The sequence below is a fragment of the Rufibacter sp. JT20002 genome, from assembly GCF_056491185.1.
Genome location: NZ_JBSZJY010000004.1, coordinates 96,554 through 122,610 on the forward strand (window position 1 = coordinate 96,554; position 26,057 = coordinate 122,610).

A 26,057-nucleotide genomic window follows, 5' to 3' on the forward strand; every position below is an offset into this window, starting at 1 on the left:
ACATGACGCAGAACGACAAAATAGTTGTAGGCTTAGACATTGGAACAACCAAAATTTGCGCGCTGGTAGGTAGAAAGAATGAGTATGGGAAGCTAGAGATCCTTGGCTTGGGCAAAGCAGTATCTGAGGGGGTAGTGCGGGGCATGGTGAGCAACATTGACAAAACTGTTGAAGCCATCCGGAAAGCGATAAGACAGGCAGAGGAGCAATCTGGCATTGACATCAAGGTAGTGAATGTGGGTATTGCCGGGCAGCATATCAAGAGCTTGCAACACAATGGGAGCATCACCCGCACGTCTTTAGACAGCGAGATCACCGTTGAGGACGTGAACCGTCTTACCAATGACATGTACCGTTTGGTAACTCCTCCCGGAAGTGAGATCATTCACGTAATGCCACAAGACTACAAAGTGGATTACGAAGATGGCATCATGGACCCAGTGGGTATGTCTGGCGTGCGTCTGGAGGGCAATTTCCACATCATCACGGCTCAGTCTAACGCGGTGAATAACATCACCAAGTGCATTACCCGTGCCGGATTGGAGATTGACCAATTGATCCTGGAGCCCTTGGCCTCTTGCATGTCTGTGCTGAGCGAAGAAGAGCGCGAAGCCGGTGTGGCTCTGATTGACATTGGAGGTGGTACCACAGACCTGGCTATTTTCAAAGACAATATTATTCGCCATACGGCAGTTCTTCCTTTCGGAGGCAATATCATCACCTCTGATATTAAGCAGGGATGCATGGTCATGCAAAACCAGGCAGAGCAGTTGAAGGTGCGTTTTGGGAAAGCGATTGCTGACGAAGCCTCTGATAATGAGATCGTTTCCATCCCTGGCTTGCGTGACCGGACACCAAAAGAAATCTCCTTGAAAAACCTTGCTTTCATTATTGAAGCAAGAATGGAGGAAATTGTTGAACTCGTTTACTCAGAAATTGTTAGAAGCGGGTATGCCAACCAATTAGCGGCAGGTGTTGTGATTACCGGAGGCGGTGCACAACTGCAGAACCTGGTGCAGTTAGTAGAGTACTTGACAGGCCTTGATGCCCGTATCGGTTATCCGAATGAGCATTTGGGAAAGAGCAAGATAGACTCTGTTAAAAGCCCCATGTTTGCAACTACCGTTGGTTTAGTTTTGGCAGGTTACCAGGCACTGGATGAGCGGGTGAACCGCTACACAGAGATGGCTAACACTCCGGTTGTCCGGAGCACAAATGAAGTAAAACCAGTTCAGAAGTCTAGCAACAGTGGAGGTGGGGTAGGTTTCTTCAGTAAAATTGTGGAGCGTACCAAAAGCATGCTGATCGATGATTTTGACGATAAGCAACAGAACTATTAACGCGTAATTTCAGGAGAGATAACATGAGTTTTTCATCGTATAAGTTTGATGTGCCATCACACTCCAAATCCATCATCAAGGTAATTGGTGTTGGCGGGGGAGGAAGCAATGCCGTGAACCACATGTTCAACCAAGGCATTAAGGACGTGGAGTTTGTGGTGTGCAATACCGATGAACAGGCGTTAAAAAGCAGCAGTGTGCCTAACAAACTCCAGATTGGTACCACTCTTACCGAAGGTCTGGGAGCCGGGGCTAACCCGGAGCGTGGCAAGCAAGCTGCCTTAGAAAGCAAAGAAGAGATCAGAGAGTTGTTGGGGGCCCATACCAAAATGGTTTTCATTACCGCGGGTATGGGTGGTGGAACAGGTACTGGTGCCGCTCCGGTGATTGCCAAAGTGGCGAAGGAGATGGACATCCTGACAGTGGGTATTGTAACTGCTCCTTTCGCTTTTGAAGGGCGTAAAAAACGCACCGCTGCCGATAACGGGATAAAAGAACTCAGTGAGAACTGTGACACCGTTCTGGTTATCCTTAATGATAAATTACGTGAAATGTTTGGGAACCTGCCTATCAGGGCGGCGTTTGCTAAAGCAGATAACGTCTTAACTACTGCCGCCAAAAGTATTGCCGAGATCATCACGGTGACTTCTGAGGTGAACGTAGACTTTGAAGACGTGAAAACGGTCATGAAAGATTCTGGTGCCGCGGTAATGGGTTCTGCCATTACAGAAGGCGAAAACAGAGCCTTACGTGCTGCCGAAGAATCATTGTCTTCTCCGTTGCTTAACAACACAGATATCCACGGGGCCCAGAAAATTCTTCTTTCCATCATGTCTGGTGACCAGGCTGAATTGGAAATGGATGAATTAACCGAGATTACGGATTACATCCAGGAGAAAGCAGGCGATGACTCTGAAGTGATTTTCGGTCATGGTATTGATTCTTCTTTGGGTACCAGCATCCGGGTAACGGTAATTGCTACAGGTTTTGCACGCGAAATCGAAAGCCTGCCAGCCCCAAAAAAGTCTATTGAGGCAGCAGCACCAACCGGAGCAACTGCGCCTCAGGCCTTAACTGAGGAAGTTGTAGAGCCAGTAGCTCCTGTGGTTTCTGCCACGTATTCGGTAACCCCTCCAGCTTCTGCTACCCAGTTGGTAGCCAATGAGCCGGTGCGTAAACCAGCCCCCGTAGCAGAGAACACCAACCGGATCGTTTTTGACCTGGATTCTGACAGCGGCATGATCTCTCCTTCGTATGAAGAGGAAACCATCATCACGCCAGAGCCGGTTCAGGAGATAAGAGATCCGCAGCAGAACAGAATGGATGAGCGCCGTGAGCGTCTTCGTAGATTGAGCGCTGATGCTTATTCAGATGCTTCTATCAAAGAAAAACTGGAGGTGCCTGCTTACCTGCGCAGAAATGTGCAATTGGAAAATGTAATTCCTTCGGCTGAGCAGAAAATCTCTCGCTTCAACCTGAATGATGACAATGAGCTTTTAGGAGACAACCGTTTCCTACACGATAATGTAGACTAGGCCTTTAGCCCTGTTTTCAAAAAAGAAGCCCTGAAACGGATTGCGTTTCAGGGCTTCTTTTTTATGGTTCGTTTTCTTTATTTCGGCAAACGGTGTTAGTTGTTGAAGGCTGTCTAATCACAGACTAAACCTCATTTCCCCTTAGAAAGGAAAAAACTCCGCCTCAGAAGGAAAGGAATTCTTCAATCTGCTCTTCTAGAAGCTGACGGTATAAAGCGTTGGTAAATTGGCCTTCCTGCATGTGTTTATGGATATAAGGGAACCGGGGTTTCTGGGCCAGAACATGCAATCCGCAGTAATGCAACACATCTGTGAGGTGACTGAGGGCAATGTTTCCGCCCTGGCTACCGGTAGATAAGCCTACCAATGCTCCTTTCTTCCAGCGCAATGCATCTGGGTATTCCAAGCCATCAATAAACGCTTTTAAAACCCCTGGGTATGAGCAATTGTATTCCGGCACAATGAATACGATCTTCTGAACCGCGGCCACGCGCTCTCTCAGGGTGATAAATTCCTGAGAGTATAATTCGCTTTTGTATAAGGTAGGGGAGGCAAAATCAAGCGGTAGGTCTTGCAAATCAAGTATCTCCGAAACTTGCCCTCTCGTCGAGAGGAGCTCCTGGTACAATTTGGCAACCTTCAGGGTGATGGAATTAGGCCGGTTGGTGCCGGATATAATTAGTATCATTAAGATATAGGTTTAGCTTAGATAACAGCATATGCAGGGCTAAAGTTACTGCTTTTTGCTTTTGGTCGCTTCTCCGCCAGATGAGGAACCATCTGGCTGTGATTTTAGGCCAATTTTCAGGAACAAGGCCAAAAAGAAAAGGCGAAGCTCCTTTATCGAAGCTTCGCCTTTGTTTATTGAATCAGTTGCTCTTAAACGTTCTCAGACGTGAAAGAAGCGTTGATGTACTCGCGGTTCAGCATGGCAATGTTCTCTAAAGAGATACCTACTGGACACTCAGCCGCGCAAGAACCAATGTTGGTACAAGCTCCGAAGCCTTCCTTATCCATTTGGGCTACCATGTTCTCCACGCGTGTTTTACGCTCTACCTTACCTTGTGGCAATAACGCCAACTGAGATACCTTGGCTGAAGTAAAGAGCATGGCAGAACCGTTCTTACAGGCGGCTACACACGCACCGCACTGGATACAGGTTGCCGCATCAAATGCTTTGTCGGCAATTGATTTTGGAATCGGAATTTCGTTTGCATCTGGCACACCACCTGTGTTCACAGAAATGTATCCACCCGCCTGCTGAATTCTATCAAGGGCAGAACGGTCGGTGCAAAGGTCTTTCAATACTGGGAACGGACCTGCTCTCCAAGGCTCAATGGTGATGGTGTCACCGTCAGAGAACTTGCGCATGTGCAACTGACACGTGGTAGTGCCACGCTCAGGACCGTGCGCCCGACCGTTGATGTACAAGCTGCACATCCCGCAGATACCTTCGCGGCAGTCATGGTCAAAGGCAACCGGATCAATGCCCTTCAGGAGCAAGTCCTCGTTCAGTACGTCCATCATCTCCAGGAAAGACATTTCTGGGGAGATATCTTTAATTTGATATGTTTCCAGCTTACCCGCTGATTGAAAGTTCTTTTGTCTCCAAACTTTCAGCGTCAGGTTCATTGGTTTGCTGTTTGGATTATTACCAGCCATTTCTTTCTAATTAAGAATTAAGAATGTTGAATTAGGAATCAGAAGAAGAGGAGTTCTTATGTATAGAACAAAGGTTGTCGCCTCTTAATTCTTATTCCTAATCCTTAATTATCCATTATTTGTAGCTACGCTGTGTCAATTTCACGTTCTCGAACTTCAGCTCCTCTTTGTGTAGCACAGACGGTTGGTTAGGACCGGTGTACTCCCACGCAGCTACGTAGGTGTAGTTCTCATCGTCACGAAGGGCCTCGTTTTCCGGAGTCTGGTACTCCTCACGGAAGTGACCACCACAAGACTCATTGCGGTTCAAGGCATCATCCACCATCAGTTCACCAAGTTCTAAGAAGTCAGCCACACGGCCAGCTTTCTCTAAGGTGATGTTCAGTTCTTCGTTTACACCCAGGATTTTCACATCTCTCCAGAACTCATCACGGAGTTTTCTGATTTCCTGCTTGGCATACTGAAGACCTTCGGCATTACGGGCCATACCGCAGTAATCCCACATCAGAAGACCTAAGGCTTTGTGGAAATCATCTACCGTTCTGGTTCCGTTGATGCTTAAAAGGCGGTTCACATCTGACTGTACTTTCGCCTCTGCTTCTTTGAACGCCGGGTGGCTTGTTTCAATACGAGTGGTTGGGTTTTGCGCCAGGTAGTCACCAATAGTGTAAGGGATCACGAAGTAACCATCGGCCAGGCCTTGCATCAGGGCCGAAGCTCCTAAGCGGTTCGCACCGTGGTCAGAGAAGTTACACTCACCAGTCGCATACAAACCAGGGATGGTAGTCATCAAGTTGTAGTCTACCCAAAGGCCACCCATGGTGTAGTGCACCGCCGGGTAAATGCGCATTGGTTGCTCATACGGGTTCTCACCAGTGATTTTAGCATACATCTCGAAGAGGTTACCATACTTTTGGCTGATGGCGTTCAATCCATCGCGTTTGATGGCATCCGCGAAATCAAGGTAAACGGCCAGTTTGGTGGTTCCTACGCCACGTCCTTCGTCGCAGGCCAGTTTGGCGTTACGGGAAGCCACGTCACGTGGTACCAGGTTACCGAAAGATGGGTATTTACGCTCTAAGAAGTAGTCACGCTCGTCTTCCGGTATTTGGTCTGCCGGGCGGTTATCACCTACTGCTTTAGGTACCCAAACACGACCGTCGTTCCGGAGGGACTCAGACATCAGCGTCAGCTTAGACTGGTACCCGCCCGATACCGGGATACAGGTTGGGTGAATCTGGGTGAAGCAAGGATTGGCGAACAAAGCACCTTTTTTATGGGCTCTCCAGATAGCCGTGGTATTAGAACCCATGGCATTGGTGGAAAGGAAGAACACGTTTCCGTAACCACCAGTAGCCAGAATCACGGCATGAGCGCTGTGCGATTCAATTTTACCTGTGATCAGGTGACGGGTCACGATACCACGGGCTTTGCCGTCTACCATCACCAGGTCCAGCATCTCGGTACGTGGGTACATCTTCACTTTACCGTAAGCAATCTGACGGTTCAGGGCAGAATAGGCACCCAATAATAACTGCTGTCCGGTTTGGCCCCGGGCATAGAAGGTCCGGCTTACCTGCGCACCCCCGAAGGATCGGTTCGCCAGCAACCCGCCGTACTCACGCGCGAAAGGAACCCCTTGCGCCACACACTGGTCAATAATGTTCACGCTTACCTGCGCCAGGCGGTACACGTTGGCTTCGCGGGCGCGGTAGTCACCTCCTTTGATGGTGTCATAGAACAGACGGTACACACTGTCACCGTCATTCTGGTAGTTTTTAGCGGCGTTGATACCACCCTGGGCAGCGATAGAGTGCGCACGACGTGGGCTATCCTGATAGCAGAATGCCTTTACGTTGTAGCCTAACTCAGCGAGGGTGGCTGCGGCAGAAGCTCCGGCTAGACCGGTTCCTACCACAATCACATCGTATTTACGTTTGTTAGCCGGGTTTACCAGCTTTACATTGAATTTATGCTTTTCCCATTTCTCGGCCAATGGACCGTCAGGAATCTTTGAATCTAAAATCATAATGATCTACTTAACTCAAAACAACGTCTTTGATGAAAAAGTAAAGTGGCATGGCGGCAAAACCAGCCGGAACCACAATTGAAAAGAAAGTACCAAACTTTTGGATAGCTGGCGTGTACTTCTTGTGGTTTAATCCCAGGGTGTGGAAAGAACTGGAGAAACCATGATACAAGTGGTATCCCAAAGCGATCTGTCCTAGCACATAGATTAACACATACCACCAGATATGAAACGATTGCACTACCACTGAGTACAAGTCATCATAATCAGTGCCCTCAATTGGAATCATGTTAGGCTCGCCAAAGCGGGCGCGCCAGAAAAAGTTGTACAAGTGAATGATCAGGAAAACGAGAATAACGGTACCCAGTAAACCCATATTGCGGGAAGACCAGTTGCTGTTGTCCTGAGGTCTGTTGTAGGCATACTGCACAGGTCTTACACTCTTGTTGCGGCGGGTAAGCACTAATGCCTCATAGATGTGAAACACGAAGCCTAATACCAGCACAATCTCCATGGTCCGGATGATGGGGTTTGTGGCCATGAAATGGGAGTAGATGTTGAAGGAAGCTCCTCCATCACCTTTGAACAATTGCAGGTTGCCCACCAGGTGCACCACCAAAAAAGAGCAGAGAAACAGACCAGTGACGGCTACCAAGAGTTTGCGGCCAATGCTACTGGAAAACGTTTTAGAAAACCAACTCATTTTGTTGTGTTAAGGTTGATAAATAAGGTGTGTAAAGGATTGGTTAAATCTTTTCAAAGGTACATGCCGCGGCTTTCTCAAGCAATTGTACCTTCTATTTTAAATGAATCTAAATTATTTGCTACTAGGGATTGCCTTTCATACGGGTAGTACCTGTTTTAGAACTGTTTTTGGAAAAAAAACCTAAAAACAGGATTTGATTATATGAATTACAACAGTAGAACCAAGTTTTCGTTATAGCCATAAACCTGTACATATATAACCATGGTACAATGAATTTGTTGTAATCGTCCATGGTCAGTCTAGAGATTCTTCTATCTTTGTTTCTGCATGCAAAACGCTACCATATGCCTCTAATTTTACCCAAATTGAGAGCCTTCCTGTTTGTGCTGTTTGGGCTGTTCCTTTTCTCCATAGTTGCCTCGCCCAAGGCACAGGCCACCCACTTACGCGCAGGTAACATTTACATCAAAAGTGATACAACTGCCGCCCGGAACCCGCTCAGGTTCTTTTTTACCTTGATAACGTACAGTGTGGCCCCGCCCCCTTTTGAGGATCTGGAAGCCACCTTGTACTTTGGGGATTGCACCAGCCAGCGCGTGCCCCGTGAGTCCAGAACCTTGATTTCTCCTCCGGGTTGCCCTAGCCAGAACAACACCTTTGTGAACATTTACCGGTTTGAGCACATTTACTCTGGCCCTGGTACCTTTACGGCGACTTTTGTTGGGGAGAACCGGAATGGGGGTATTGTAAACCTCTCTTCTTCTGTTCAGCAAACCTTCTTCTTACAGAGTACCCTCACCGTTGACCCGTTCTTAGGGATAAACCGTTCTCCTATTCTGCAAACCATTCCAATTGATGTGGCTGGCCGGAACCAGGTTTTCGTGCATAACCCAGGCGCCTATGACCCTGACGGGGATAGTGTCGCTTATAGAATGTTGGAGCCCCGAATCTCCAATGGTACCGATGCTTGCGGTAATCCTGTAGGCAGAACTGCTCCAGGATATCGGGGATTAGACAATTTTTTGGGCCGAGTGGATGACACTCGTCCGCCGGCGGGTTTCAGTTTCAATAACCGGACAGGCCAGTTGACTTGGAACACCCCCAGCGTACTTGGGGAATTCAACATTGCGTTTGCGGTAGAGGAGTGGCGTAATGGCCGATTGATTGGACAAGTAATCAGGGATATGCAAATTTTTGTGCGGGAAGATACAAACCAACCGCCCCGGCTTCTTATTCCTAAGGACACCTGTATAGTGGCTGGATCCTTCCTGCGTGACACCATACGGGCCAGAGATCCGGACAAGGACCCAGTGGTGATCTCTGCCATCGGGAGTATGCTTCCTCCCGCTTCTAACATGGCGTCTTTTCCCAAGCTTAATGATACCACCCATGTGTTCAACTGGCAGACCAGCTGCCAGGATGTGCGTAGGGAGCCTTATCAGGTAGTGTTCAGGGCAGAGGATAGGCCCACCACCTGTAAAATCTCCCTGGTAGACCTGCAGCCGTGGCGCATCACCATTGTCGGGCCGCCGCCGGTCTTGGTATCGGCGGTGCCACAGTCTAGCAGTAGTATCCGGCTTAACTGGAATAACTACGTCTGTCCGAATGCCACCATCATGTACATCTACCGGAGGGAGGGACCCTCAGACTTCAGGCCCGATACCTGTACCACTGGTATCCCGGCATCGGCGGGTTATACCTTAGTAGGGCAGGTGAGCGCCGGTGTAGTTACCTTCCTGGACAATAACAATGGTCAAGGGCTGGAGCGTAATAAAACTTATTGCTACCGTATTTACGCCGGATTCCCGGAACCTGCCGGAGGGGAAAGCCTTGCTTCTAACGAGGTGTGCGCCACGCTGGAGTCTATCTCCATCACCAAAGTAAGCGTTACGGAAACCAGCACCACCACTGGTAAAATACGGGTAGAATGGAGCAAGCCCCGGCCGGCGAATGTTGCCCAACTTACGGCGCCTTTCTCTTACCGTTTGTTGCGGGTGCAAGGCCAGAACCGGAGTGCCACCGCTGCTTTTACGCCGGTACCTGGGTACAATTTTACTAGCCTGAATGACACGGTATTCACCGATAATAACCTGAATACAGAAGATACCTCATACACGTATCGGGTGGAGTTCTACCATTCTGGTACCACCGGTAGCCCTACGGTTTTAGTGGATTCTTCATCGGCATCCAGCGTTCGACTGAGTGGACGAGCCAACGGACCCACCATGGAACTCACCTGGACCTATAATGTGCCTTGGAACAACGCCAGCACCCCTGCGCGAGCGCTATACCATGTCATCTACCTGGATACACAAGGGAACGGGAATTTTGTGAAATATGATAGCGTGCAGGCAACCGCTACCTCGGGTACCTACACCAAGGAAATTCCTTTGCTGCCGGGTCGGCAGTATTGCGCCTATGTGCAAACCAAGGGTACTTTCGATAATCCCTTCTTGCCAGACCCTATCCTGAACAACAGCCAGATTTTGTGTCTGACCAGGTTATGTGTTCCGGTGCTGGAGATTGACCCACTGGTGTGTGATGAGAACTTTGTGCCAAACGGACCTCCATTCTCCAATACACTTACCTGGAGGTTGCCACCGGGCTGCGATGCCACAGCCATTGATTTCTACACGCTGTACTACCGAGAGACCGACGAGGGTCAGTTTGTGAAAATTGCCACCGTGGATAATACCGGGTCAGCGGTTTACCAGTTCATTCACCAAAACTTGCTTTCTTACGCGGGTTGTTACGTAGTGACAGCCACTGATATGAACGGTTTGGAAGGAGAGCAAAGCAACATAGTTTGCAAAGACAACTGTATTGTCTTCTCGCTGCCTAACATCTTCACGCCAAACGGAGACGGTAGAAACGATACCTTTACCCCTAAACAAGGAGCAACCTTCATCAGAAGAGCTACGCTGCGGGTGTTTAACCGTTGGGGTAACAAAGTTTTTGAAGGTAGCGGAGATCCAGGCTTGAACTGGCGCGGGGTGGACAACAGCGGCAAAGCCCTTTCAGATGCCACCTATTTCTACCAAGTGGAAGTGGAGTTCTATGGAAGAACACCAGATGTGAGAACCTATAAAGGGTGGGTAGAGATAGTCCGGTAGAAAACCGTAATTCTTAATTGAAAATTAGCAATGGTGCCTGTTGTCTTACAATGGGCACCATTTTTATATCTTTGCGATTACCAAAAATCTAAACCATCCGTTTTTAAGCCTTTTAAGCGAAAGGAACCTAAAAACAACTCTAACACGCAACGCATGAAAGCATATGTTTTTCCGGGCCAGGGTGCTCAGTTTGTAGGAATGGGAAAAGACTTGTATGAGCAACACCAAGCCGCCAAGGACCTTTTTGAAAGAGCCAACGAGATCCTGGGTTTCCGGATCACCGATATCATGTTCTCCGGCACCGAGGAAGAACTGAAAGAAACGAAAGTAACCCAGCCAGCCATTTTCCTGCATTCAGTAATTCAGGCTGCGGTGGCCCAGGATTTCGCCCCTGAGATGGTGGCTGGTCACTCTCTGGGTGAGTTTTCTGCCTTGGTAGCCAATAAAGTACTGGCCTTTGAAGATGCGTTGCGGTTGGTTTCTAAAAGAGCCTTGGCTATGCAGGCGGCCTGCGAGGAGCAGCCTTCTACCATGGCGGCCATTTTAGGCCTGGAAGATGAAAAAGTAGAGCAAATCTGCGCAGAGGTGAACGATGTGGTCGTAGCTGCTAACTATAACTGCCCAGGCCAGTTGGTAATCTCTGGTACCATTGCCGGGGTAGAAGAAGCTTGCGAGCGCATGAAAGCCGCCGGTGCTAAGCGTGCGTTGATTCTTCCGGTAGGAGGGGCCTTCCACTCTCCGTTAATGAAATCTGCCGAGGCGGAACTAGAGCAAGCTATTATGCAGACTCAATTCAACCAAGGAATCTGCCCAGTGTATCAAAACGTAGATGCTAAACCACACCAAGACCCACAGGAGATCCAGCAGAACCTAATCAAGCAATTGACCGCTCCGGTTCGCTGGACCCAGTCGGTGCAGCAAATGATTGCTGATGGGGCTACCCAGTTCATTGAGTGCGGACCTGGTAAGGTATTGCAAGGGTTGGTTAAGAAGATTGATAAGAACGCAGAAGTAGGGCAGGTAAGCTAAACTTATCCTTTTCTTCTTCGGTTTTAGGCACACGTAATCAGATGGGGCACATGCAGCAGATTTTCAAGCAGAAATTACCAAAACAGCTCGTCTTTGGAATTGATATCTGTTTGTGTGCCCTCTCTTTTTTCATAGCCTACCTGCTGCGGTTTAACTTTGATTTAAAGAAGTACACCGAGCTCTCCGTTGCCCAGATGCTGCCCATTGTACTGGCGGTACGGGCGGTGGCATTTTACTATGGCAAAACGTTTGCGGGTATTCTTCGCTACACCAGCTTGGATGACCTACGTAAGCTATTCCTTTCGTTAACCACCAGTTCCTTTCTGTTGGTGGTTGCCCAATTGGTTTACAACAAGGTTCTGGGATACCAGAATTTCATTCCCATCTCGGTTCTCCTGATTGACTATTTAGGCTGCATTCTGGCGTTGTCGTTGTTCAGGGGATGGGCCAAGATTGTGCATTATGAGTGGACCCATGCCAATACCCATAAGGTAAATGTTGCCATTTTTGGCGCAGGCGAAGTAGGAACCATCACCTTGAGGACCCTGCAACAGGACATGGGCACCTACTACCATTTTGTTTCTTTCCTGGATGATGATGCCCAAAAGCAAAGCCTGATCATAAACGGGGTTCCGATTCAGAGCCCAGCCCAGGATTTGGCGCATCAGCTTTCCTCCCTGCAGATTGACTTGCTTATAGTAGCGGTTCAGCAACTGCCTATTGCCCGAAGAAGGCAATTAGTGGAGGCTTGTTTGAATGCGGGCGTTCAGGTGTTGGTGGTGCCTCCCGTGTATAAATGGATCAACGGGGAACTCAGTTTCAAGCAAATAAGGGAGGTACGTATTGAGGATGTACTGGGACGCCCTACCATTGAGATCGATTCGCCCCTTCTGCATAATGAATTACAGAACCGCACCATTCTGGTGACCGGGGCAGCGGGCTCCATTGGGAGCGAACTGGTGCGGCAACTGATCAAGTTTAAACCAAAGCAACTCATCCTCTTAGACCAGGCAGAATCTGCCCTGTATGATTTGGAACTGGAGCTGACCGAGCTGTACGTGAAGCTGAACTTTGAGGTGGTCTTAGGCGATATCTGCAACAAAGCCCGTATGGAAGCGATGTTCCGGAGTTTCAGGCCGGAGATTGTCTTTCATTGCGCCGCGTACAAGCACGTTCCTGTCATTGAGGAAAACCCTACTGAGTCTCTTAATACCAATATTCTAGGAACGAAGGTGCTGGCCGATTTGGCGGTGAAGTACCAGGTACAGAAATTCGTGCTTCTCTCCACCGATAAAGCCGTAAACCCAACCAGTGTGATGGGCGCCTCAAAACGGCTCTGCGAGATGTATGTGCAGGCCATGGACCATTATCTCCGCGATTCTGGTAACAAGCAAACCCGCTTCATCACCACTCGCTTTGGGAACGTATTAGGCAGCACGGGTTCCGTAATTCCCCGGTTCCGGAAGCAGATTGAAGAGGGAGGCCCCGTAACAGTAACCCACCCCGATATCTCTAGATTTTTTATGTCTATCAGGGAAGCCTGCCAGTTGGTGTTGGAGGCGGCGGCAATGGGCAAAGGAGGAGAGATCTACATTTTTGATATGGGTGATTCCATCAAGATTGTAGACTTGGCCAAAAAGATGATCAAACTCTCTGGGCTTACCTTGGGGAAGGACATCCAATTAGTTTATACAGGCCTTCGTCCTGGGGAGAAGCTGGAGGAAGAACTCTTCCACGAAAATGAATCCGTTCAAGCCACCGATCATCCTAAAATTAGTCTGGCTAACCTTCCTGCTCCGCACAGCGAGAAAGTTATCCAGGAGATTCAGGTACTCATTGATTTGTTTACCTCTCAAAACAATGTAGCGGTCATCAAGAAGATGAAGGAGATGGTTCCTGAATACGTGAGCCAGAACTCCGTTTACCAGAAGTTTGATACCAGAAGGTAATTTGCTAATGAGCCATTAGCTGGTAAAGCAAACCTCTTCTTCCTTTTTTTCCTGTTTTCCGGAAAGTAAACCCAAAAGTTCTATTTAAGGATTTTACCTAATCTTCTGGGGTTTCTAATAGAACTCCTTACTTCCAATCATCCCATCATTAACACATCAAGTAATAGGTTTTACTTCTAACTGATCTGGGCACTCTTTCAGTAACTCAGTGATTGTCTTTTGAAGAACGGGGTGCATAAAGTCTGGGCAAACTTCTGCTAAGGGAGTTAACGTGAACCGGCGGAGGTGAAGTTGGGGGTGGGGCAGGTGGAGTTCCGCCGTTTCCATAACCGCTTGCCCGTAAAAAAGAAGGTCTATGTCAATGACCCGGGCACCCCAGCGTTCCTTCCTAATTCTACCTAGTTCCTGTTCTGTCCGTTGGGTGAGAGCCAGCACCACTCTGGGAGAGAACCCCGTCCTGAAAACCAACACCTGGTTTAAAAACGAGGGCTGATCAGTGAGGCCCCAGGCCGCAGTTTCATAGAACTTTGATTTTTGCGCTGCTTTCCCGAAAAGGGCTTCTAAACGGGTGGTGGCTTCTGTAAGGTAAAACACGCGGTCGCCCAAGTTGCTGCCCAATAACAAGTACAAAGAAGTCATTATAGGCGGTTTAGGGCTTCCTGGAAGAACGTGATGGTTTTATCGGCGGCGGCTTTGGCAAGGGCAGGGAGCTCTGGTTGCGCATACGGGTGACGTCCTCCAAAGGAGTGATCCCCATTGGGCAGCAAGTACAGCTCGGCAAAAGGGTTCAAGGCATGCAGGTCATGCGCCATCTGCACTGGTAAGGTCTCGTCTTGTTCACCGTGCAGGATGAGTAAGGGCATGCTCAATTTCTCCACTGCTTTTGGAATATTCAACCGGTTCCGGTTGGCATGGAAGTTCTCCACCAGTTGGTAGTACAAAGGCATTTGCTGCCCCGTCCGGACGTTGTGGATGTACTGCACCCCGTCATTTTTCCAGCGATCCATGACCTCCGGTGACCATCGTTGGTCTATGTCACTGATGGCAGACCAAGTGGCCACCCCGGTAACATGCGCGGCCTCGGTGGCTTTCAAAAGCACCAATCCGCCCCCGCGGCTGTGGCCAATCAGAAAGATGAAATCGGGGTTCATTTCCTCGGCAGGAATCTGGGCAGGGTTGTCTTTCAGGTGCTCCAGCAGCGTGCCCACATCGTCTAGCTCAATGCAGAAATTGTTGTTCCCGAAGGCTTCCATGTTGGTCAGATCAGCGCCGTCTGGTTCTACGCCGTTGTGCGAAAGGTTGAGCTTCACAAATACAAAGCCGTGCCGGGCAAAGTAGTCGGCGAGCAGGTTGAAATGCCCCCAATCTTTGAATCCCTTGAAACCGTGCACAAACACTATCACCGGTTTTGGGTTACTATCCTGGAGCCATCGGGCGTCAACGGCAAAGTCCCGGCCGTGCGGAGAGGAGAGAAGAAAGTCTGCGCGCTGTATCATGGAAAAGAATATCTGAAAAAGGCGACGAAGTAACACCCGAATAACGGCAAATCCAAACCCGGCGTTTGCTTCTGAGGGCAGCGCCTCGTAATATTGCGGTCCAAGATGAGCAGCCCCTTAAACCAGATACAGGCCCCGATTGCAATTGAGATGCAGGAGTTCGAAAAGAAATTCCGCCAGTCTATGCAATCAAACGTTTTGCTCCTGGATAAGATCATGGGCTACATTGTGAAACGCAAGGGAAAGCAGATGCGCCCCATGTTCGTTTTCTTTATGGCCAAGCTCATTCAGGAACAGATCCCCGATGCCACTTACCGGGGTGCCGCCCTGATTGAACTGCTACACACTGCCACCCTAGTGCACGATGACGTGGTAGACGACTCCAACTACCGCCGGGGCTTTTTCTCGGTCAACGCTCTCTGGAAAAACAAGATTGCCGTGCTGGTGGGCGATTACCTGCTCTCCAAAGGACTGCTGCTTTCCCTGAATAACGATGATTTTGGCTTGCTGAAGATCGTGAGCAACGCCGTGCGCGAAATGAGCGAAGGAGAGTTGCTGCAGATGGAGAAAGCCCGCCGCCTGGACATCACCGAAGATGTGTACTTTGACATCATCCGGCAGAAAACCGCGTCGCTTATTGCTTCTTGCTGCGCCGTAGGTGTGGCCTCCGTAGGGGCTGATGCGGAAACGGTGGAACGCGCCCGCCTGTTTGGGGAGAAAGTAGGGTTGGCTTTCCAAATCAAAGACGATTTGTTTGACTATGGCACCGCCGAGATTGGGAAGCCGGTGGGCATCGACATCAAGGAAAAGAAGATGACATTGCCGCTGATCTATGCCCTGCAGCAAGCCGATTGGCTCACCAAACGCCGGGTCATCTACAACGTCAAAAACAACAACGGCAAAGCCGATAAAATCAACGCCGTTATTGACTTCGTCAAAAAATCAGGTGGGTTGGAGTACTCCATCCAGTGCATGAATAGCTTGCACGCCGATGCCCTCCAGATTCTGCACACCTTTCCGGCCTCCCCATCACGCGACTCGCTGGAACAACTCATCCGCTATACTATTGAGCGGGAGAAGTAGGGCTTTTCCGTTTTTTGCCTATTTCCCCAAAACACCTTTAAAACAGAAGCGGCGCCGATTTAGAAATCGGCGCCGCTTCTGTTTTAAAACCTATATGTGGTTTATTTCTCCGCTAATAGTTCATCAATGGTCTTGTTGAACTCCTGCACAAACTCATCATAGTATTTGCCGGTCCCGGGGCCGGAAAAGCCCGTGTGGATCTTCCGTACCTTACCTTGTTTGTCAATGAAGATAGTGGTAGGGAAGGAGAGTACATGGTTAAGGGCCGGAAGCGATTTGGCTACCAGTTCTTTGTCTTTGGTGCCGCCAATCAATAGAGTATAAGGCACGTTCAGGCGATCGCGCATCTTCTCCACGCGTGCTTTGGCTTTGTCAAACTCAGGGCTTACCTCGTAACCCAGGCCTACGACCTCAACCCCGCGGCTTTTATTCTTCTCATACCAGGGAGCCAGGAACTTGGTCTCGTCCATGCAGTTGGGGCACCAGGACCCGAAAATCTGAGCGACCACCACCTTACCTTTGAACTGCGGATCGGAAAGGGAGACTTTCTTGCCATTCAAGTCAGGGAAGCTGAAGTCCAGGCGGTCATAACCGGGTTTCAGGTAGGTGAGGGTATCAGCGGAAGCCAGTTTGAAGTCAGCGTTCCGTTTGGCAACCCATGCCTCATGGCCTGATTGGCCGGCGTAAAAATCACCTTTTAAGGTGCCGTCTTGGTTGCCTGTGGCGGTGAAAAGGAACGCGTGTGCTCCGTCAAAAGCTGACAGTTTCAGTTTGTCTCCGTCCACTTCGCCTTGTAGGTACCGGTAATCACCGGTGGTTGTCAAGAAGGTACCGGTCAGGGCATTGCCTTTCTGTACAAACTCCCCAATGGCCGGGTAGGTCTTGCCGCCTTCCTCAGTGAAAGCCACTTCCCACTTACCAGACACGTCTATGGCTGGTTTGGCAGGGTTTTCAGAAAAACGGGTTGTTTTCCCGTGCTCGGCGGTGAAAGGAAGGCTGTAAGGCTGGGCTTGGTCTTTCCGTTCCCAACGCCCTTTCAATTGGCTTCCCTCCAGTTTGGCAATGAGGGCAGCATCAAAAATGTGCATCTGAAGGCGTACACTGTCCTGCTGATGTGAAATTTCATTGATCAAAATTTTCTCATCTCCGTTAATGAGATGGGCAACTTGTTTCCCGTCCTGTTCAGAAACGGTGAAGTTGAACGGCATTTCCTGGCCACTTACCTTAATGATACCACGCCAGGAACCACTGCTTAACTCATCTGACGAAGAAGAGGAGCAGGCCTGAAAACCCAGAGATGCCGTGAAAAGGGCAAAAAAGGAGAATCTGGAAAGGGAAATCTTGTTCATCCTGTAAAAGTACGGTACACCCTTGAATTTGCAACAGGCAACTAAGAACCTTTGCAGATAGGGTGTTTTAAACACTTGTGTAAAAGTGTTCTGTTTGCGACATTTGTGCGCGACGTTAGTAGCACTGAACTTAAAAAATACAAAGCAGATCTATGGCATTTGATGTAGACATGATCAAGGCGGTGTATGCGAATCTGGGTGACCGGATTGCGGCAGCACGTACGGCAGTTGGCCGGCCTTTAACACAAACTGAGAAAATTCTTTACGCCCACTTATATAATGGTTCCGCTACGGAGGCGTATGAGCGGGGTAAGTCCTACGTTGACTTCGCGCCAGACCGCGTTGCCATGCAGGATGCAACCGCTCAGATGGCTTTGCTTCAGTTCATGCAAGCTGGTCGTCCAACTGTAGCGGTACCTTCATCAGTACACTGCGACCACTTGATCCAGGCCCGTGTGGGTGCTGACCAGGATTTGGCCGAGGCTTATACAGAAAACAAAGAGGTGTATGATTTCCTAGCCTCTGTATCCAATAAATATGGTATTGGGTTCTGGAAACCAGGTGCGGGTATTATCCACACCGTGGTATTTGAGAACTATGCCTTCCCGGGCGGAATGATGATCGGTACCGACTCTCACACGCCTAACGCGGGTGGTTTGGGTATGATCGCGATTGGTGTGGGTGGTGCCGATGCCGTTGACGTAATGGCCGGTATGGCTTGGGAATTGAAATTCCCAAGAATCATTGGGGTAAAACTAACCGGTAGATTAAGCGGTTGGGCTGCACCAAAAGACATTATCCTGAAAGTGGCAGGTATCTTGACCGTAAAAGGTGGTACCGGTGCCATTGTAGAATACTTTGGTGAGGGTGCCGCAAACATCTCTTGCTCTGGTAAATCTACCATCTGTAACATGGGTGCCGAGATTGGGGCTACTACCTCTGTTTTCGCCTATGATGAGACTATGGCCGATTACCTGAGACATACTGAGCGTGGTGAAATCGCTGACTTGGCTAGCCAGGTGGCAGAGCACCTGCGTGCCGACGAGGAGGTATACGCCAACCCAGAAGCGTTCTACGATCAACTGATTGAAATTAACCTGAGCGAGTTGGAGCCACACGTGAACGGACCGTTTACGCCAGATGCGGCCTGGCCAATCTCTCAGTTTGCAGCGGCTGTGCGTGAGCACAACTGGCCAGCTAAACTGGAAGTAGGTTTGATCGGGTCTTGTACCAACTCTTCTTACGAAGACTTAACCCGTGCGGCTTCTTTGGCTAAACAAGCCGTTGAAAAAGGTTTGGTGGTAAACGCAGAATACACCATTACCCCAGGATCTGAGGTAGTGCGTTACACCGCAGAGCGCGATGGTATCTTAGGTACTTTCTCTGAAATTGGTGGCGTGGTATTGGCGAATGCCTGTGGTCCGTGCATCGGGCAGTGGGCTCGTCACACCGATGATCCTAAACGCAAAAACTCTATCATCACTTCGTTTAACCGTAACTTCGCGAAACGGAACGACGGTAACCCGAACACCCACGCGTTTGTGGCTTCGCCTGAGATCGTGACGGCGTTCGCAATTGCCGGTGACTTAACCTTCAACCCATTAACTGACACCCTTACTAACAAAAACGGTGAGCAGGTGAAACTGGATGAGCCAACCGGTATCCAGTTCCCAGTAAACGGTTTTGCCGTTGAAGACGCTGGTTACGTGGCTCCGGCCATTGATCCAAGCCAAGTAAGTGTAGTGGTGAACCCAACTTCAGACCGTCTTCAGTTGCTGGAGCCGTTTGAGCCTTGGAACGGACAAGACCTGACGGGTTTGAGATTGTTGATCAAAGCCCAAGGGAAATGTACCACCGACCATATCTCTATGGCAGGACCTTGGTTGAAATACCGTGGTCACCTGGATAACATCTCCAACAACATGCTAATTGGTGCCATCAACGCGTTCAACGGCGAAGCCAACAAAGTGAGAAACCTGTTGGTAGTTGGAGAAGGACATGACGAAGTGCCTAAAGTGGCCCGTACTTACAAAGCTGCTGGTATTGGTACCGTAGTAGTTGGAGACGAGAACTACGGCGAAGGTTCTTCGCGTGAGCACGCTGCCATGGAGCCGCGTCACTTGGGTGTGAAAGTGGTGTTGGTGAAGTCTTTCGCCCGTATCCACGAAACCAACCTGAAAAAGCAAGGAATGTTGGCGTTGACTTTCGCGAACAAGGAAGACTACGACCACGTGCAGGAGCATGACCTGATTGACGTAATCGGGTTGACTTCCTTTACTCCTGGTGTTCCGTTGCAGGTGAGATTAACGCACCAAGATGGTACTACCCATACCTTTGAGGTGAACCACACCTACAACCAAGGACAAATTGAGTGGTTCAAGGCTGGAGCTGCGTTGAATTTGATTCGCTTACAGCAACAGCAACAAGCTTAAGTAGCTTATGCATTATAAAACAGAAGAGGCGGCCATTTGGCCGCCTCTTCTGTTTTATAATGCATTTTGTTTTTAGCCACCTTTTAGAAAAACAGGCTAGAAGCAAGTTTTCATCGGGTGAGCACCAGTTTTTGAGTGGTTGTTCCTGCAGCGGAGACAAACCGGAGGTAGTACATTCCTGAAGTTAGGTGAGAGAAGTCAAAGTCAACTTTTTCTTTTCTCTGGAAGGTGCCTAGTGGAGTTACTTGGCCCCGGCTATCTACCAGCTGTAAAGAAACGCCTGACTGCTGCATGGGTGAGGTAAAAGAAACAGTCACTTTTCCTTGGGATGGGTTAGGGAACAGCGTGACCGCTTTATCGGCGATCAGGCCCGGAGTAGAAGTAACCGTTCCGGAACCCTGAATGCGATCATATTTAAGTAGGGCGGCTTTAGCGTTCTTTCTTAATTCCGCTCTTGTTTGCCCTGCCACCAACGCAAAAGCAACGGTATCTTTCTCAGTGGGTGCTAAGGTTTTGATGGCGGAAGAGATGATGTAATACACGTCTTTGCCTTCCTCAAACCCGGCCTTTTCCCGCTGGATGCCGCTAGAAAGTGCCAAGTATTTCTCTTGGGTGGAGAACCCATCGGCCATGTTAATGTTTCCGGTTCCGGTGGTGTTGTCAAGGGCGTAGAAGCTGGGAGCACCGGTGGTCAGGAGTTGGATGCCCGTCCAGAGACTGGTATCGGTCTTGTGCCGGATGATGCCCATCTTCAATTCATTATCCCATTCGACTACGTTTTTGGAGGCCGAGATAATATCCCAGTCGGCGAACATGCCTGCGTGCGCGGCAGAGATGGAATCGGATGAGCGGTTCGTCAGAATGTACTCTAATACTACAAAATCACGGTTGGGCGCATCTGACCAGGCATAGACATTCTGTTGAATTCTTAGGCTCTTCTTTTTGATGGAAGTCAGGGAGTCTTCCATGACATTGGACCCAAAGAAGTCTGCTTGCGGTACATTGCGTTTGCGCTGCAGGTTGGTCACGGCGTAGAAGTCACGGTCTGTGGTGCCTTTTTCATTTCTGATATTGTCAGACACATGCGTCTCAGAATACCCGATCAGTAAGCCTCCCTCTGCTAACAGCGGAGCGCTTCCCCGGTAAACCACTCCCTTGCCTTGGCTGTAATTTAAGCCGTTGTACCCTACGTTACCGGTACTCATCACAGACGCATTCAGATTATTGACATCCGTGGTTAAGAAGTCGGGGTTGAGGATCAAAGTGATGTATTGGAAGTCTGAGTAAGAGCCGTTGGAGAACCCTACGCGGAAGGTTACCTGTGTATTGGCGGGGGTGTTGGGTTTGATCTTAAAACTAAAGGGAGCTGATCCGTTTCCAATGCTTTCCAGAGTTCCCAAGTTGGGTATAGAAAAGCCTCCTTGTAGAATCTGCACGTAAGGGCTGGTAGAGGTGATGTTGGCCGTTAACCCAGAAACAGGAGCCAGGTAGTTCGTGAAACTACCGATAAGGTTTACCTCGCTTCCGGGTTCTAAGCCAGCATCGCTGTTCAGGTTCCAGGTGGTCAATCTCACCGAGATAGGAGAGGGCTCCGTTAAAGCGCGGTATACATTCAATCGGCCTTTGCCTAATTTCTCATTATAATTGGCATTTCCGGCGATGGCATATATGTCATCAGAGGTCACCCGTAGACGTTCTGCTATCTGTAAAGCGTTAAGCGAAGGAAAATGGCTGCGTAATAGAGCTGCTGCCCCTGCTACCATAGGCGAAGCATACGAAGATCCGGTGCCATGTCCGTAGTGGGCGTCACTTCCATTGCCAGTGGAATATACTCCTACCCCAAGGGCACCCATGTCTATGTTGTGGCTATAGGTGTGCTGGGCGCCTTTCACGTCATTAGCGTCCAGAGCTGCAACCGAAACCACGTTTTGGTAAGAAGCAGGGTAAAAATCAAGCTCGTCGTTGGTGTTGCCGGCAGCGGCTATGATAACCACGTCCCGGTTGATGGCGGCGTAATTTATCACGTCTTGTTCAAAAGAAGACGCAAAGCTCGCCCCGCCCCAAGATAGGTTGATTACTTTGCATCCATGGTCGGCGGCATACACAATGGCTTCATACCCTCTGAACGAACCACTTGAAGTTGAAGCGAACACCTTTACAGGAAGGAACTTGGCATTGTACCCCAAACCGGTGATCCCTAATCCGTTATTTGCCTGGGCCGACGCAATCCCCGTTACAATGGTGCCATGGCCATTGGCATCTGCCGTCGGGTTATTGTCTCCATCGGCCATGTCCCATCCTCTGAAATTATCTACAAACCCATCGCCATCATTGTCTATGCCGTCCATTGGGTCAGCATAGTTGTATTTCAAGTTGTTCTTAAGGTCTTCGTGCGTTAATCGCACACCCGTATCCAAGATGCCAATTACGACAGAGGTATCGCCTTTGCTTACATCCCAACCCTGGTAGGCTTTGATTCTCTTTAGATAATCCTGGGCACCAGAGACAGAGTCTGCCCTTGGGTCATTGGGCAAGTGTAAAGGCTCATGCAAATACAAAGGCTCAACGTACTCCACCAACCCTGTGCCTAGCAGTTGCTTTTTGATCTGCATAAAGGATTGCCCACTGTTGTAGCGCATCTCATACACCAGCGAAAGATCTACCGCGTTTTTCTTTGCGGTCTTAGCCAACGCAGGAGAGGCTTTAGGAAACTTCTGCTCTACCTTTCCGGAGGCGACGCGTTGTACCACCTGTTGAATGGCAGACGGGCCCGCAGCCCTGTTCAAGGCAGTAGATGCGGTAGGCTTTAGTTTGAAGACAAGGGTATTGGGTTCTGTCTTAGGTACGTTTTGTGCCCAAGCAGCTGTATTCGGGCTTCCCCAGCATAAAAGCAGGATAAGGGAAAGTAGGTAAGGGCGGTAGTTCATTTATTCTAAAGTATAAGTAGTATCAAAGGCAACTTTAAATTTTTGTTCTAATTAACTAATCACTTGGTAGATACTCGTGTTGTGGGGTTCTTACATCCATACGCAACAGGGGGAGGTCAAGTATATCCTATTTTGGTGTTTTTAGACGATTGTTAGAAAGATAATAGACTTTTATTAAGATATTCCTAATCTATATAAAAATTTCAATTAAAAATATGGTTTTAAAAGTTTGGTTTCTTTGGGGAATATTTGGGAAGTAAGTTTCATATTGTTTTTGTTATAAATTGTTAATTATAGTTGCTTTAAGTTTTGGTAATTTTTGTTCAGATATTGAAGAATATGCCTAGCTTTTACTTCATTTCTCAAAGTTTTTGCAAAGCTAGTGATAAAGGCAGAGTTATATTTTTTTGGAGGATAATATTTATCGACTTAATTTTAAAAAATATTTAAAAACCACCGTTCAAGACAGGGATTTAAAGCGAGCGCTTACAAGCAGGGTTGTATTCTAGAAAGAAAACCAGCTTATATCCTAGTTTTGTGTAGAGTTTACCTGCTGCAGGGGGAGAGAACCTGATGCGCAAATGAAAAGAGATTCTTTGGATAGCATTTCAGTTCCTGAGCAAGGGGATGACTACCGCTTGTTGTTTGATCATAACCCATTGCCTATGTGGGTTTTTGATACAGACAGCCTCCGGTTTTTGATGGTGAATGCGGCGGCGGTGAGGCTGTATGGGTTCTCAAGGGAAGAATTCCTGCAGATGACCATCAAAGACATTCGACCCGACTATCATCACCCCCAGATTCTTAAGCTGGTGGGCCAATCCAGAGAGGTGCTTCACCATGCCGGGGAGTGGGTACACCTAAAGAAAGACGGAACAGAACTGCAAGTAGAGATTGTCTCGCATGAACTAGCCCCCATCGAAGGAACCTCCGGAAGGCGCCTGGTGGTGGTGCACGATATTACGGCCCGGAAATTAGCAGAGAAACAACTGTCTGAGGCGGAGCAATATGCCCAATCTATCCTGAACAACATTGTGGAGGTGGTTTTCTCCTTTAATGAAAAGATGGAGATGACCTACATCAGCCCTCAATGCCAACAAATATTGGGCTATTCCCCTGAACAGTTCTTTGCGGACAAGTATTTGTGGTTTAACCTGGTGCATCCCGCGGATAGAGCTTTGTTTGAGGAATCCCTGCCTAAAATAAAGCTTTCCAGGGAGCAGTTCCTTTTGGAGTACCGAATCAAGGCGGCTTCTGGGGAAGAAAAATGGTTGATTACCCGGTGCACGGCCCAGATTGATGACCAGGGTAGAATGTTCAGGATTGACGGTAGCGCCAATGACATTACCCGCCGCAAGCGAATGCAGGAAAAACTGCGCTTCGCTGACTTCTCTATTGAGCGCGCTTCTGATGCCTTCCTCTGGAGCCGTTCAGACGCCCAAATTCTACGGGCAAATCGGGCCGCTTGTGCGCTTCTGGGCTACACTGAGGCAGAACTGTTGCAGATTCGGTTCATTGATGTTGCTCCAGAGTTTACGGAGGAGGTGTGGCGGACACGTTGGGCTGAACTGGAAGGGCTTAAAAGCTTGACCTTGGAAACGGAGTTCAGGGCCAAAGACGGGCAACTGCATCCGGTAGAGGTTCACCTTAACTATTTCAATTTCGAGCACGAAACGTTCAGCTTTACCTCCATCCGGCAGATTGCCGAAAGAAAACAGGCCGAGGCCGAAAAAGCTAGGCTCACTGAGGAAATGGCCCGCCAAAACGAACACCTGCGGCAGTTTGCCTACATTGTGTCGCATAACCTACGGGCTCCCGTGGCTAACATTGTGGGGCTCACCAGCCTGTACAACCGGCAAAATCTGGCAGACCCCTTCAATGGGGTGCTTCTCTCAAAACTGGAGCGGACCACTCAACTTTTAGATTCTACCATCCGGGACCTGAACGATATTCTTACAATTAGGGGTAAGGCTGATCAGGCTTTGGAAAAGGTAGATCTGAAGCAGGTTTTCAAAGAGGTAAATGATAGTATGGCGGTGCAACTGGCCAAAGAGATGGCAGCCCTCACCCTTGACTTTACCGCAGGGCAATACGTGCTGGGGGTAAAAGGCTACGTGCACAGTATTTTTTTCAACTTGCTTTCCAATGCCCTTAAGTACAAGGCGCCTTCCCGCCGTTTGGAAATCCATATTAAAACCCTATTTTCAAAGGGGTATTTGTGTCTCCAAATACAGGATAATGGTTTAGGCATTGATTTGGTTAAACAAGGCGCAAAAGTTTTTGGCCTTTACCGCCGTTTTCACCCGCATATTGAAGGCAAAGGTGTAGGTTTGCACATGATTAAAACCCAGGCAGAGTCCATGGGGGGCTGGGTAGAACTGGAAAGTGCGGTAGGGCAGGGATCCACGTTTAAAGTTTATTTTCAAGTAGCACCATAAAATGACGAAATACCAAAAAGTATTCTTGATTGATGATGATGAAATCCACAATTTCCTTTGCGAAAGTGTGATTAAAAGTCAGCAGTTTGCTGAAAACGTGAACAGCTTTTTGTGGGCCGAAGAAGCTTTGGATGCCTTGCGTGGTTTGGTGAACAACGCCCCGCAGGAATTCCCCGAGATCATCTTCCTGGACATTAACATGCCCGGCATGGATGGGTGGGAGTTCATTGAAGAGTACCGCAAGTTTCCGCTTGAATTAACCGAGAAGTGCCTGCTTTTTGTACTGTCATCTGCGGTGGACAAAAACGACATCACCCATGCCCGGAATCTCTCGGAGGTGAACGACTTCTTCTCAAAGCCTTTGACCACTGAGATCCTTCATATTATCTCAGAACAGTATTCTGCCATCTAGAAATCAAAGTTTCTTAAAGCCAGTAAGAGGTTTCAGAAAGCTTTGTGTCTGCTTGTTCTACAATAGAAAAGTCGTTTCGGGGCTGCTTTGATTAAAGCAGCCCCGAAACGACTTTTTCATAACAGTTTTCCTAAAAACAGGCCTTTTTCTAACGTTCAATCAAAGGGCTGTTACTACCCTTTTATTGAAAAATAGAGGAACCTATGGCTTTAGCAAAAACCACCTCTTTAACAGGTGAAATCTAGAACAGTTTCTTGATTCCGTCTGTGAGGTCGTCTAAACTGCGTTTGATTTCATTCCAGGTGCTGTCGGTAGCAGAGGAAGAGTTGTCAAGCTTTTGCGCGATGAGGGCTCGTTTGGCCTCCAAGGCCGCTATGTGCTCGTGGTAGGTGTTCTGCGAATCGGCGGTGGTGGCGTGGGCCCGCCCTTGCAACACCTTTATCTTGGCATCCAATTCATTTAAACTCTTGCGTATCTCGTTCTCATTCAGGTGCTCGGGGGCACGCATGTTCTCCGGTTTAAGATTATAGGTATCCATATTTGTCTGGGTTAGTAGT

18 protein-coding genes are annotated in these 26,057 nt (G+C 48.8%); 9 read left to right on the top strand and 9 right to left on the bottom strand.

Features of this window, described 5'->3' with window-relative positions; all coding sequences use genetic code 11:
* The first annotated feature begins 2 nt into the window (after positions 1 to 2).
* Both ftsA and ftsZ read left to right on the top strand, forming a co-directional pair.
* The gene (ftsA, locus tag ACW9SV_RS17310; RefSeq protein WP_479558023.1) at positions 3 to 1,340 is read left to right on the top strand and encodes a cell division protein FtsA; all 1,338 of its coding nucleotides are present in this window, start codon (positions 3 to 5) and stop codon (positions 1,338 to 1,340) included.
* Positions 1,341 to 1,363: 23 nt separating this feature from the next.
* Complete coding sequence (gene ftsZ, locus ACW9SV_RS17315) at positions 1,364 to 2,875, top strand: cell division protein FtsZ (RefSeq protein WP_479558024.1); 1,512 nt, start codon at positions 1,364 to 1,366, stop codon at positions 2,873 to 2,875.
* Positions 2,876 to 3,038: 163 nt separating this feature from the next.
* On the opposite strand, the gene ACW9SV_RS17320 is transcribed toward ftsZ, so the two are convergent.
* The 4 genes from ACW9SV_RS17320 to ACW9SV_RS17335 all read right to left on the bottom strand — a co-directional run bounded on the left by ACW9SV_RS17320 (position 3,039) and on the right by ACW9SV_RS17335 (position 7,269).
* A complete protein-coding gene (locus ACW9SV_RS17320) occupies positions 3,039 to 3,563 on the bottom strand; it encodes an NADPH-dependent FMN reductase (protein ID WP_479558025.1) in 525 nt (174 codons plus the stop codon).
* Between the two features lie 191 nt (positions 3,564 to 3,754).
* On the bottom strand, positions 3,755 to 4,507 hold the full coding sequence (locus ACW9SV_RS17325) for a succinate dehydrogenase/fumarate reductase iron-sulfur subunit (RefSeq protein WP_062542169.1): 753 nt from the start codon (positions 4,505 to 4,507) through the stop codon (positions 3,755 to 3,757).
* Between the two features lie 145 nt (positions 4,508 to 4,652).
* The gene (locus tag ACW9SV_RS17330) at positions 4,653 to 6,566 is read right to left on the bottom strand and encodes a fumarate reductase/succinate dehydrogenase flavoprotein subunit (protein WP_479558026.1); all 1,914 of its coding nucleotides are present in this window, start codon (positions 6,564 to 6,566) and stop codon (positions 4,653 to 4,655) included.
* 10 nt (positions 6,567 to 6,576) lie between these two features.
* The gene (locus tag ACW9SV_RS17335) at positions 6,577 to 7,269 is read right to left on the bottom strand and encodes a succinate dehydrogenase cytochrome b subunit (RefSeq protein ID WP_479558027.1); all 693 of its coding nucleotides are present in this window, start codon (positions 7,267 to 7,269) and stop codon (positions 6,577 to 6,579) included.
* Positions 7,270 to 7,616: 347 nt separating this feature from the next.
* Here ACW9SV_RS17335 and ACW9SV_RS17340 point away from each other — a divergent pair, with 347 nt between their 5' ends.
* The 3 genes from ACW9SV_RS17340 to ACW9SV_RS17350 all read left to right on the top strand — a co-directional run bounded on the left by ACW9SV_RS17340 (position 7,617) and on the right by ACW9SV_RS17350 (position 13,363).
* Positions 7,617 to 10,385 carry a T9SS type B sorting domain-containing protein gene (locus ACW9SV_RS17340; protein WP_479558028.1) on the top strand — a complete coding sequence of 923 codons (2,769 nt, stop codon included), beginning with the start codon at positions 7,617 to 7,619 and terminating at the stop codon, positions 10,383 to 10,385.
* Between the two features lie 153 nt (positions 10,386 to 10,538).
* Complete coding sequence (gene fabD, locus ACW9SV_RS17345) at positions 10,539 to 11,414, top strand: ACP S-malonyltransferase (protein WP_479558029.1); 876 nt, start codon at positions 10,539 to 10,541, stop codon at positions 11,412 to 11,414.
* Between the two features lie 50 nt (positions 11,415 to 11,464).
* Complete coding sequence (locus ACW9SV_RS17350) at positions 11,465 to 13,363, top strand: polysaccharide biosynthesis protein (RefSeq protein ID WP_479558030.1); 1,899 nt, start codon at positions 11,465 to 11,467, stop codon at positions 13,361 to 13,363.
* A gap of 156 nt (positions 13,364 to 13,519) precedes the next feature.
* Here the strand turns inward: ACW9SV_RS17350 and folK are convergent, their stop codons facing one another.
* Both folK and ACW9SV_RS17360 read right to left on the bottom strand, forming a co-directional pair.
* Complete coding sequence (gene folK, locus ACW9SV_RS17355) at positions 13,520 to 14,002, bottom strand: 2-amino-4-hydroxy-6-hydroxymethyldihydropteridine diphosphokinase (RefSeq protein ID WP_479558031.1); 483 nt, start codon at positions 14,000 to 14,002, stop codon at positions 13,520 to 13,522.
* The gene (locus ACW9SV_RS17360; protein WP_479558032.1) at positions 14,002 to 14,859 is read right to left on the bottom strand and encodes an alpha/beta hydrolase family protein; all 858 of its coding nucleotides are present in this window, start codon (positions 14,857 to 14,859) and stop codon (positions 14,002 to 14,004) included. Before ACW9SV_RS17360 ends, folK begins: the two co-directional genes overlap by 1 nt.
* 105 nt (positions 14,860 to 14,964) lie before the next feature.
* Here ACW9SV_RS17360 and ACW9SV_RS17365 point away from each other — a divergent pair, with 105 nt between their 5' ends.
* Complete coding sequence (locus tag ACW9SV_RS17365) at positions 14,965 to 15,942, top strand: polyprenyl synthetase family protein (protein ID WP_479558033.1); 978 nt, start codon at positions 14,965 to 14,967, stop codon at positions 15,940 to 15,942.
* A gap of 101 nt (positions 15,943 to 16,043) precedes the next feature.
* Here the strand turns inward: ACW9SV_RS17365 and ACW9SV_RS17370 are convergent, their stop codons facing one another.
* On the bottom strand, positions 16,044 to 17,291 hold the full coding sequence (locus ACW9SV_RS17370; RefSeq protein ID WP_479558034.1) for a peroxiredoxin family protein: 1,248 nt from the start codon (positions 17,289 to 17,291) through the stop codon (positions 16,044 to 16,046).
* Between the two features lie 152 nt (positions 17,292 to 17,443).
* Here ACW9SV_RS17370 and ACW9SV_RS17375 point away from each other — a divergent pair, with 152 nt between their 5' ends.
* Positions 17,444 to 19,723, top strand: a complete 2,280-nt coding sequence (locus tag ACW9SV_RS17375; RefSeq protein ID WP_479558035.1) for an aconitate hydratase — start codon at positions 17,444 to 17,446, stop codon at positions 19,721 to 19,723.
* A 110-nt stretch (positions 19,724 to 19,833) separates the two neighbouring features.
* On the opposite strand, the gene ACW9SV_RS17380 is transcribed toward ACW9SV_RS17375, so the two are convergent.
* Positions 19,834 to 22,650 carry a S8 family serine peptidase gene (locus tag ACW9SV_RS17380; RefSeq protein ID WP_479558036.1) on the bottom strand — a complete coding sequence of 939 codons (2,817 nt, stop codon included), beginning with the start codon at positions 22,648 to 22,650 and terminating at the stop codon, positions 19,834 to 19,836.
* Between the two features lie 581 nt (positions 22,651 to 23,231).
* Between ACW9SV_RS17380 and ACW9SV_RS17385 the strand changes: the two genes are divergently transcribed.
* Entirely contained in the window at positions 23,232 to 25,088 is a 1,857-nt protein-coding gene (locus tag ACW9SV_RS17385; RefSeq protein WP_479558037.1) for a PAS domain-containing sensor histidine kinase, read from the top strand.
* 1 nt (position 25,089) lies between these two features.
* Positions 25,090 to 25,500 (top strand): response regulator, encoded by a 411-nt coding sequence (locus ACW9SV_RS17390; RefSeq protein WP_479558038.1) that lies wholly within the window; start codon positions 25,090 to 25,092, stop codon positions 25,498 to 25,500.
* A 241-nt stretch (positions 25,501 to 25,741) separates the two neighbouring features.
* Here ACW9SV_RS17390 and ACW9SV_RS17395 read toward each other — a convergent pair whose 3' ends face one another.
* Entirely contained in the window at positions 25,742 to 26,038 is a 297-nt protein-coding gene (locus ACW9SV_RS17395; protein ID WP_479558039.1) for a sll1863 family stress response protein, read from the bottom strand.
* Between the last annotated feature and the right edge of the window lie 19 nt (positions 26,039 to 26,057).

Excerpts from the sequence above, each read along its gene's own strand:
- ACW9SV_RS17340 (WP_479558028.1), top strand. The coding sequence starts at position 7,617 with ATGCCTCTAATTTTACCCAAATTGAGAGCCTTCCTGTTTGTGCTGTTT.
- ftsA (WP_479558023.1), top strand. The coding sequence starts at position 3 with ATGACGCAGAACGACAAAATAGTTGTAGGCTTAGACATTGGAACAACC.
- ACW9SV_RS17350 (WP_479558030.1), top strand. The coding sequence starts at position 11,465 with ATGCAGCAGATTTTCAAGCAGAAATTACCAAAACAGCTCGTCTTTGGA.
- folK (WP_479558031.1), bottom strand. The coding sequence starts at position 14,002 with ATGACTTCTTTGTACTTGTTATTGGGCAGCAACTTGGGCGACCGCGTG.
- fabD (WP_479558029.1), top strand. The coding sequence starts at position 10,539 with ATGAAAGCATATGTTTTTCCGGGCCAGGGTGCTCAGTTTGTAGGAATG.
- ACW9SV_RS17395 (WP_479558039.1), bottom strand. The coding sequence starts at position 26,038 with ATGGATACCTATAATCTTAAACCGGAGAACATGCGTGCCCCCGAGCAC.
- ACW9SV_RS17380 (WP_479558036.1), bottom strand. The coding sequence starts at position 22,650 with ATGAACTACCGCCCTTACCTACTTTCCCTTATCCTGCTTTTATGCTGG.
- ACW9SV_RS17330 (WP_479558026.1), bottom strand. The coding sequence starts at position 6,566 with ATGATTTTAGATTCAAAGATTCCTGACGGTCCATTGGCCGAGAAATGG.
- ACW9SV_RS17325 (WP_062542169.1), bottom strand. The coding sequence starts at position 4,507 with ATGAACCTGACGCTGAAAGTTTGGAGACAAAAGAACTTTCAATCAGCG.
- ACW9SV_RS17335 (WP_479558027.1), bottom strand. The coding sequence starts at position 7,269 with ATGAGTTGGTTTTCTAAAACGTTTTCCAGTAGCATTGGCCGCAAACTC.
- ACW9SV_RS17320 (WP_479558025.1), bottom strand. The coding sequence starts at position 3,563 with ATGATACTAATTATATCCGGCACCAACCGGCCTAATTCCATCACCCTG.
- ftsZ (WP_479558024.1), top strand. The coding sequence starts at position 1,364 with ATGAGTTTTTCATCGTATAAGTTTGATGTGCCATCACACTCCAAATCC.
- ACW9SV_RS17370 (WP_479558034.1), bottom strand. The coding sequence starts at position 17,291 with ATGAACAAGATTTCCCTTTCCAGATTCTCCTTTTTTGCCCTTTTCACG.
- ACW9SV_RS17360 (WP_479558032.1), bottom strand. The coding sequence starts at position 14,859 with ATGATACAGCGCGCAGACTTTCTTCTCTCCTCTCCGCACGGCCGGGAC.
- ACW9SV_RS17385 (WP_479558037.1), top strand. The coding sequence starts at position 23,232 with ATGAAAAGAGATTCTTTGGATAGCATTTCAGTTCCTGAGCAAGGGGAT.
- ACW9SV_RS17390 (WP_479558038.1), top strand. The coding sequence starts at position 25,090 with ATGACGAAATACCAAAAAGTATTCTTGATTGATGATGATGAAATCCAC.
- ACW9SV_RS17365 (WP_479558033.1), top strand. The coding sequence starts at position 14,965 with ATGAGCAGCCCCTTAAACCAGATACAGGCCCCGATTGCAATTGAGATG.
- ACW9SV_RS17375 (WP_479558035.1), top strand. The coding sequence starts at position 17,444 with ATGGCATTTGATGTAGACATGATCAAGGCGGTGTATGCGAATCTGGGT.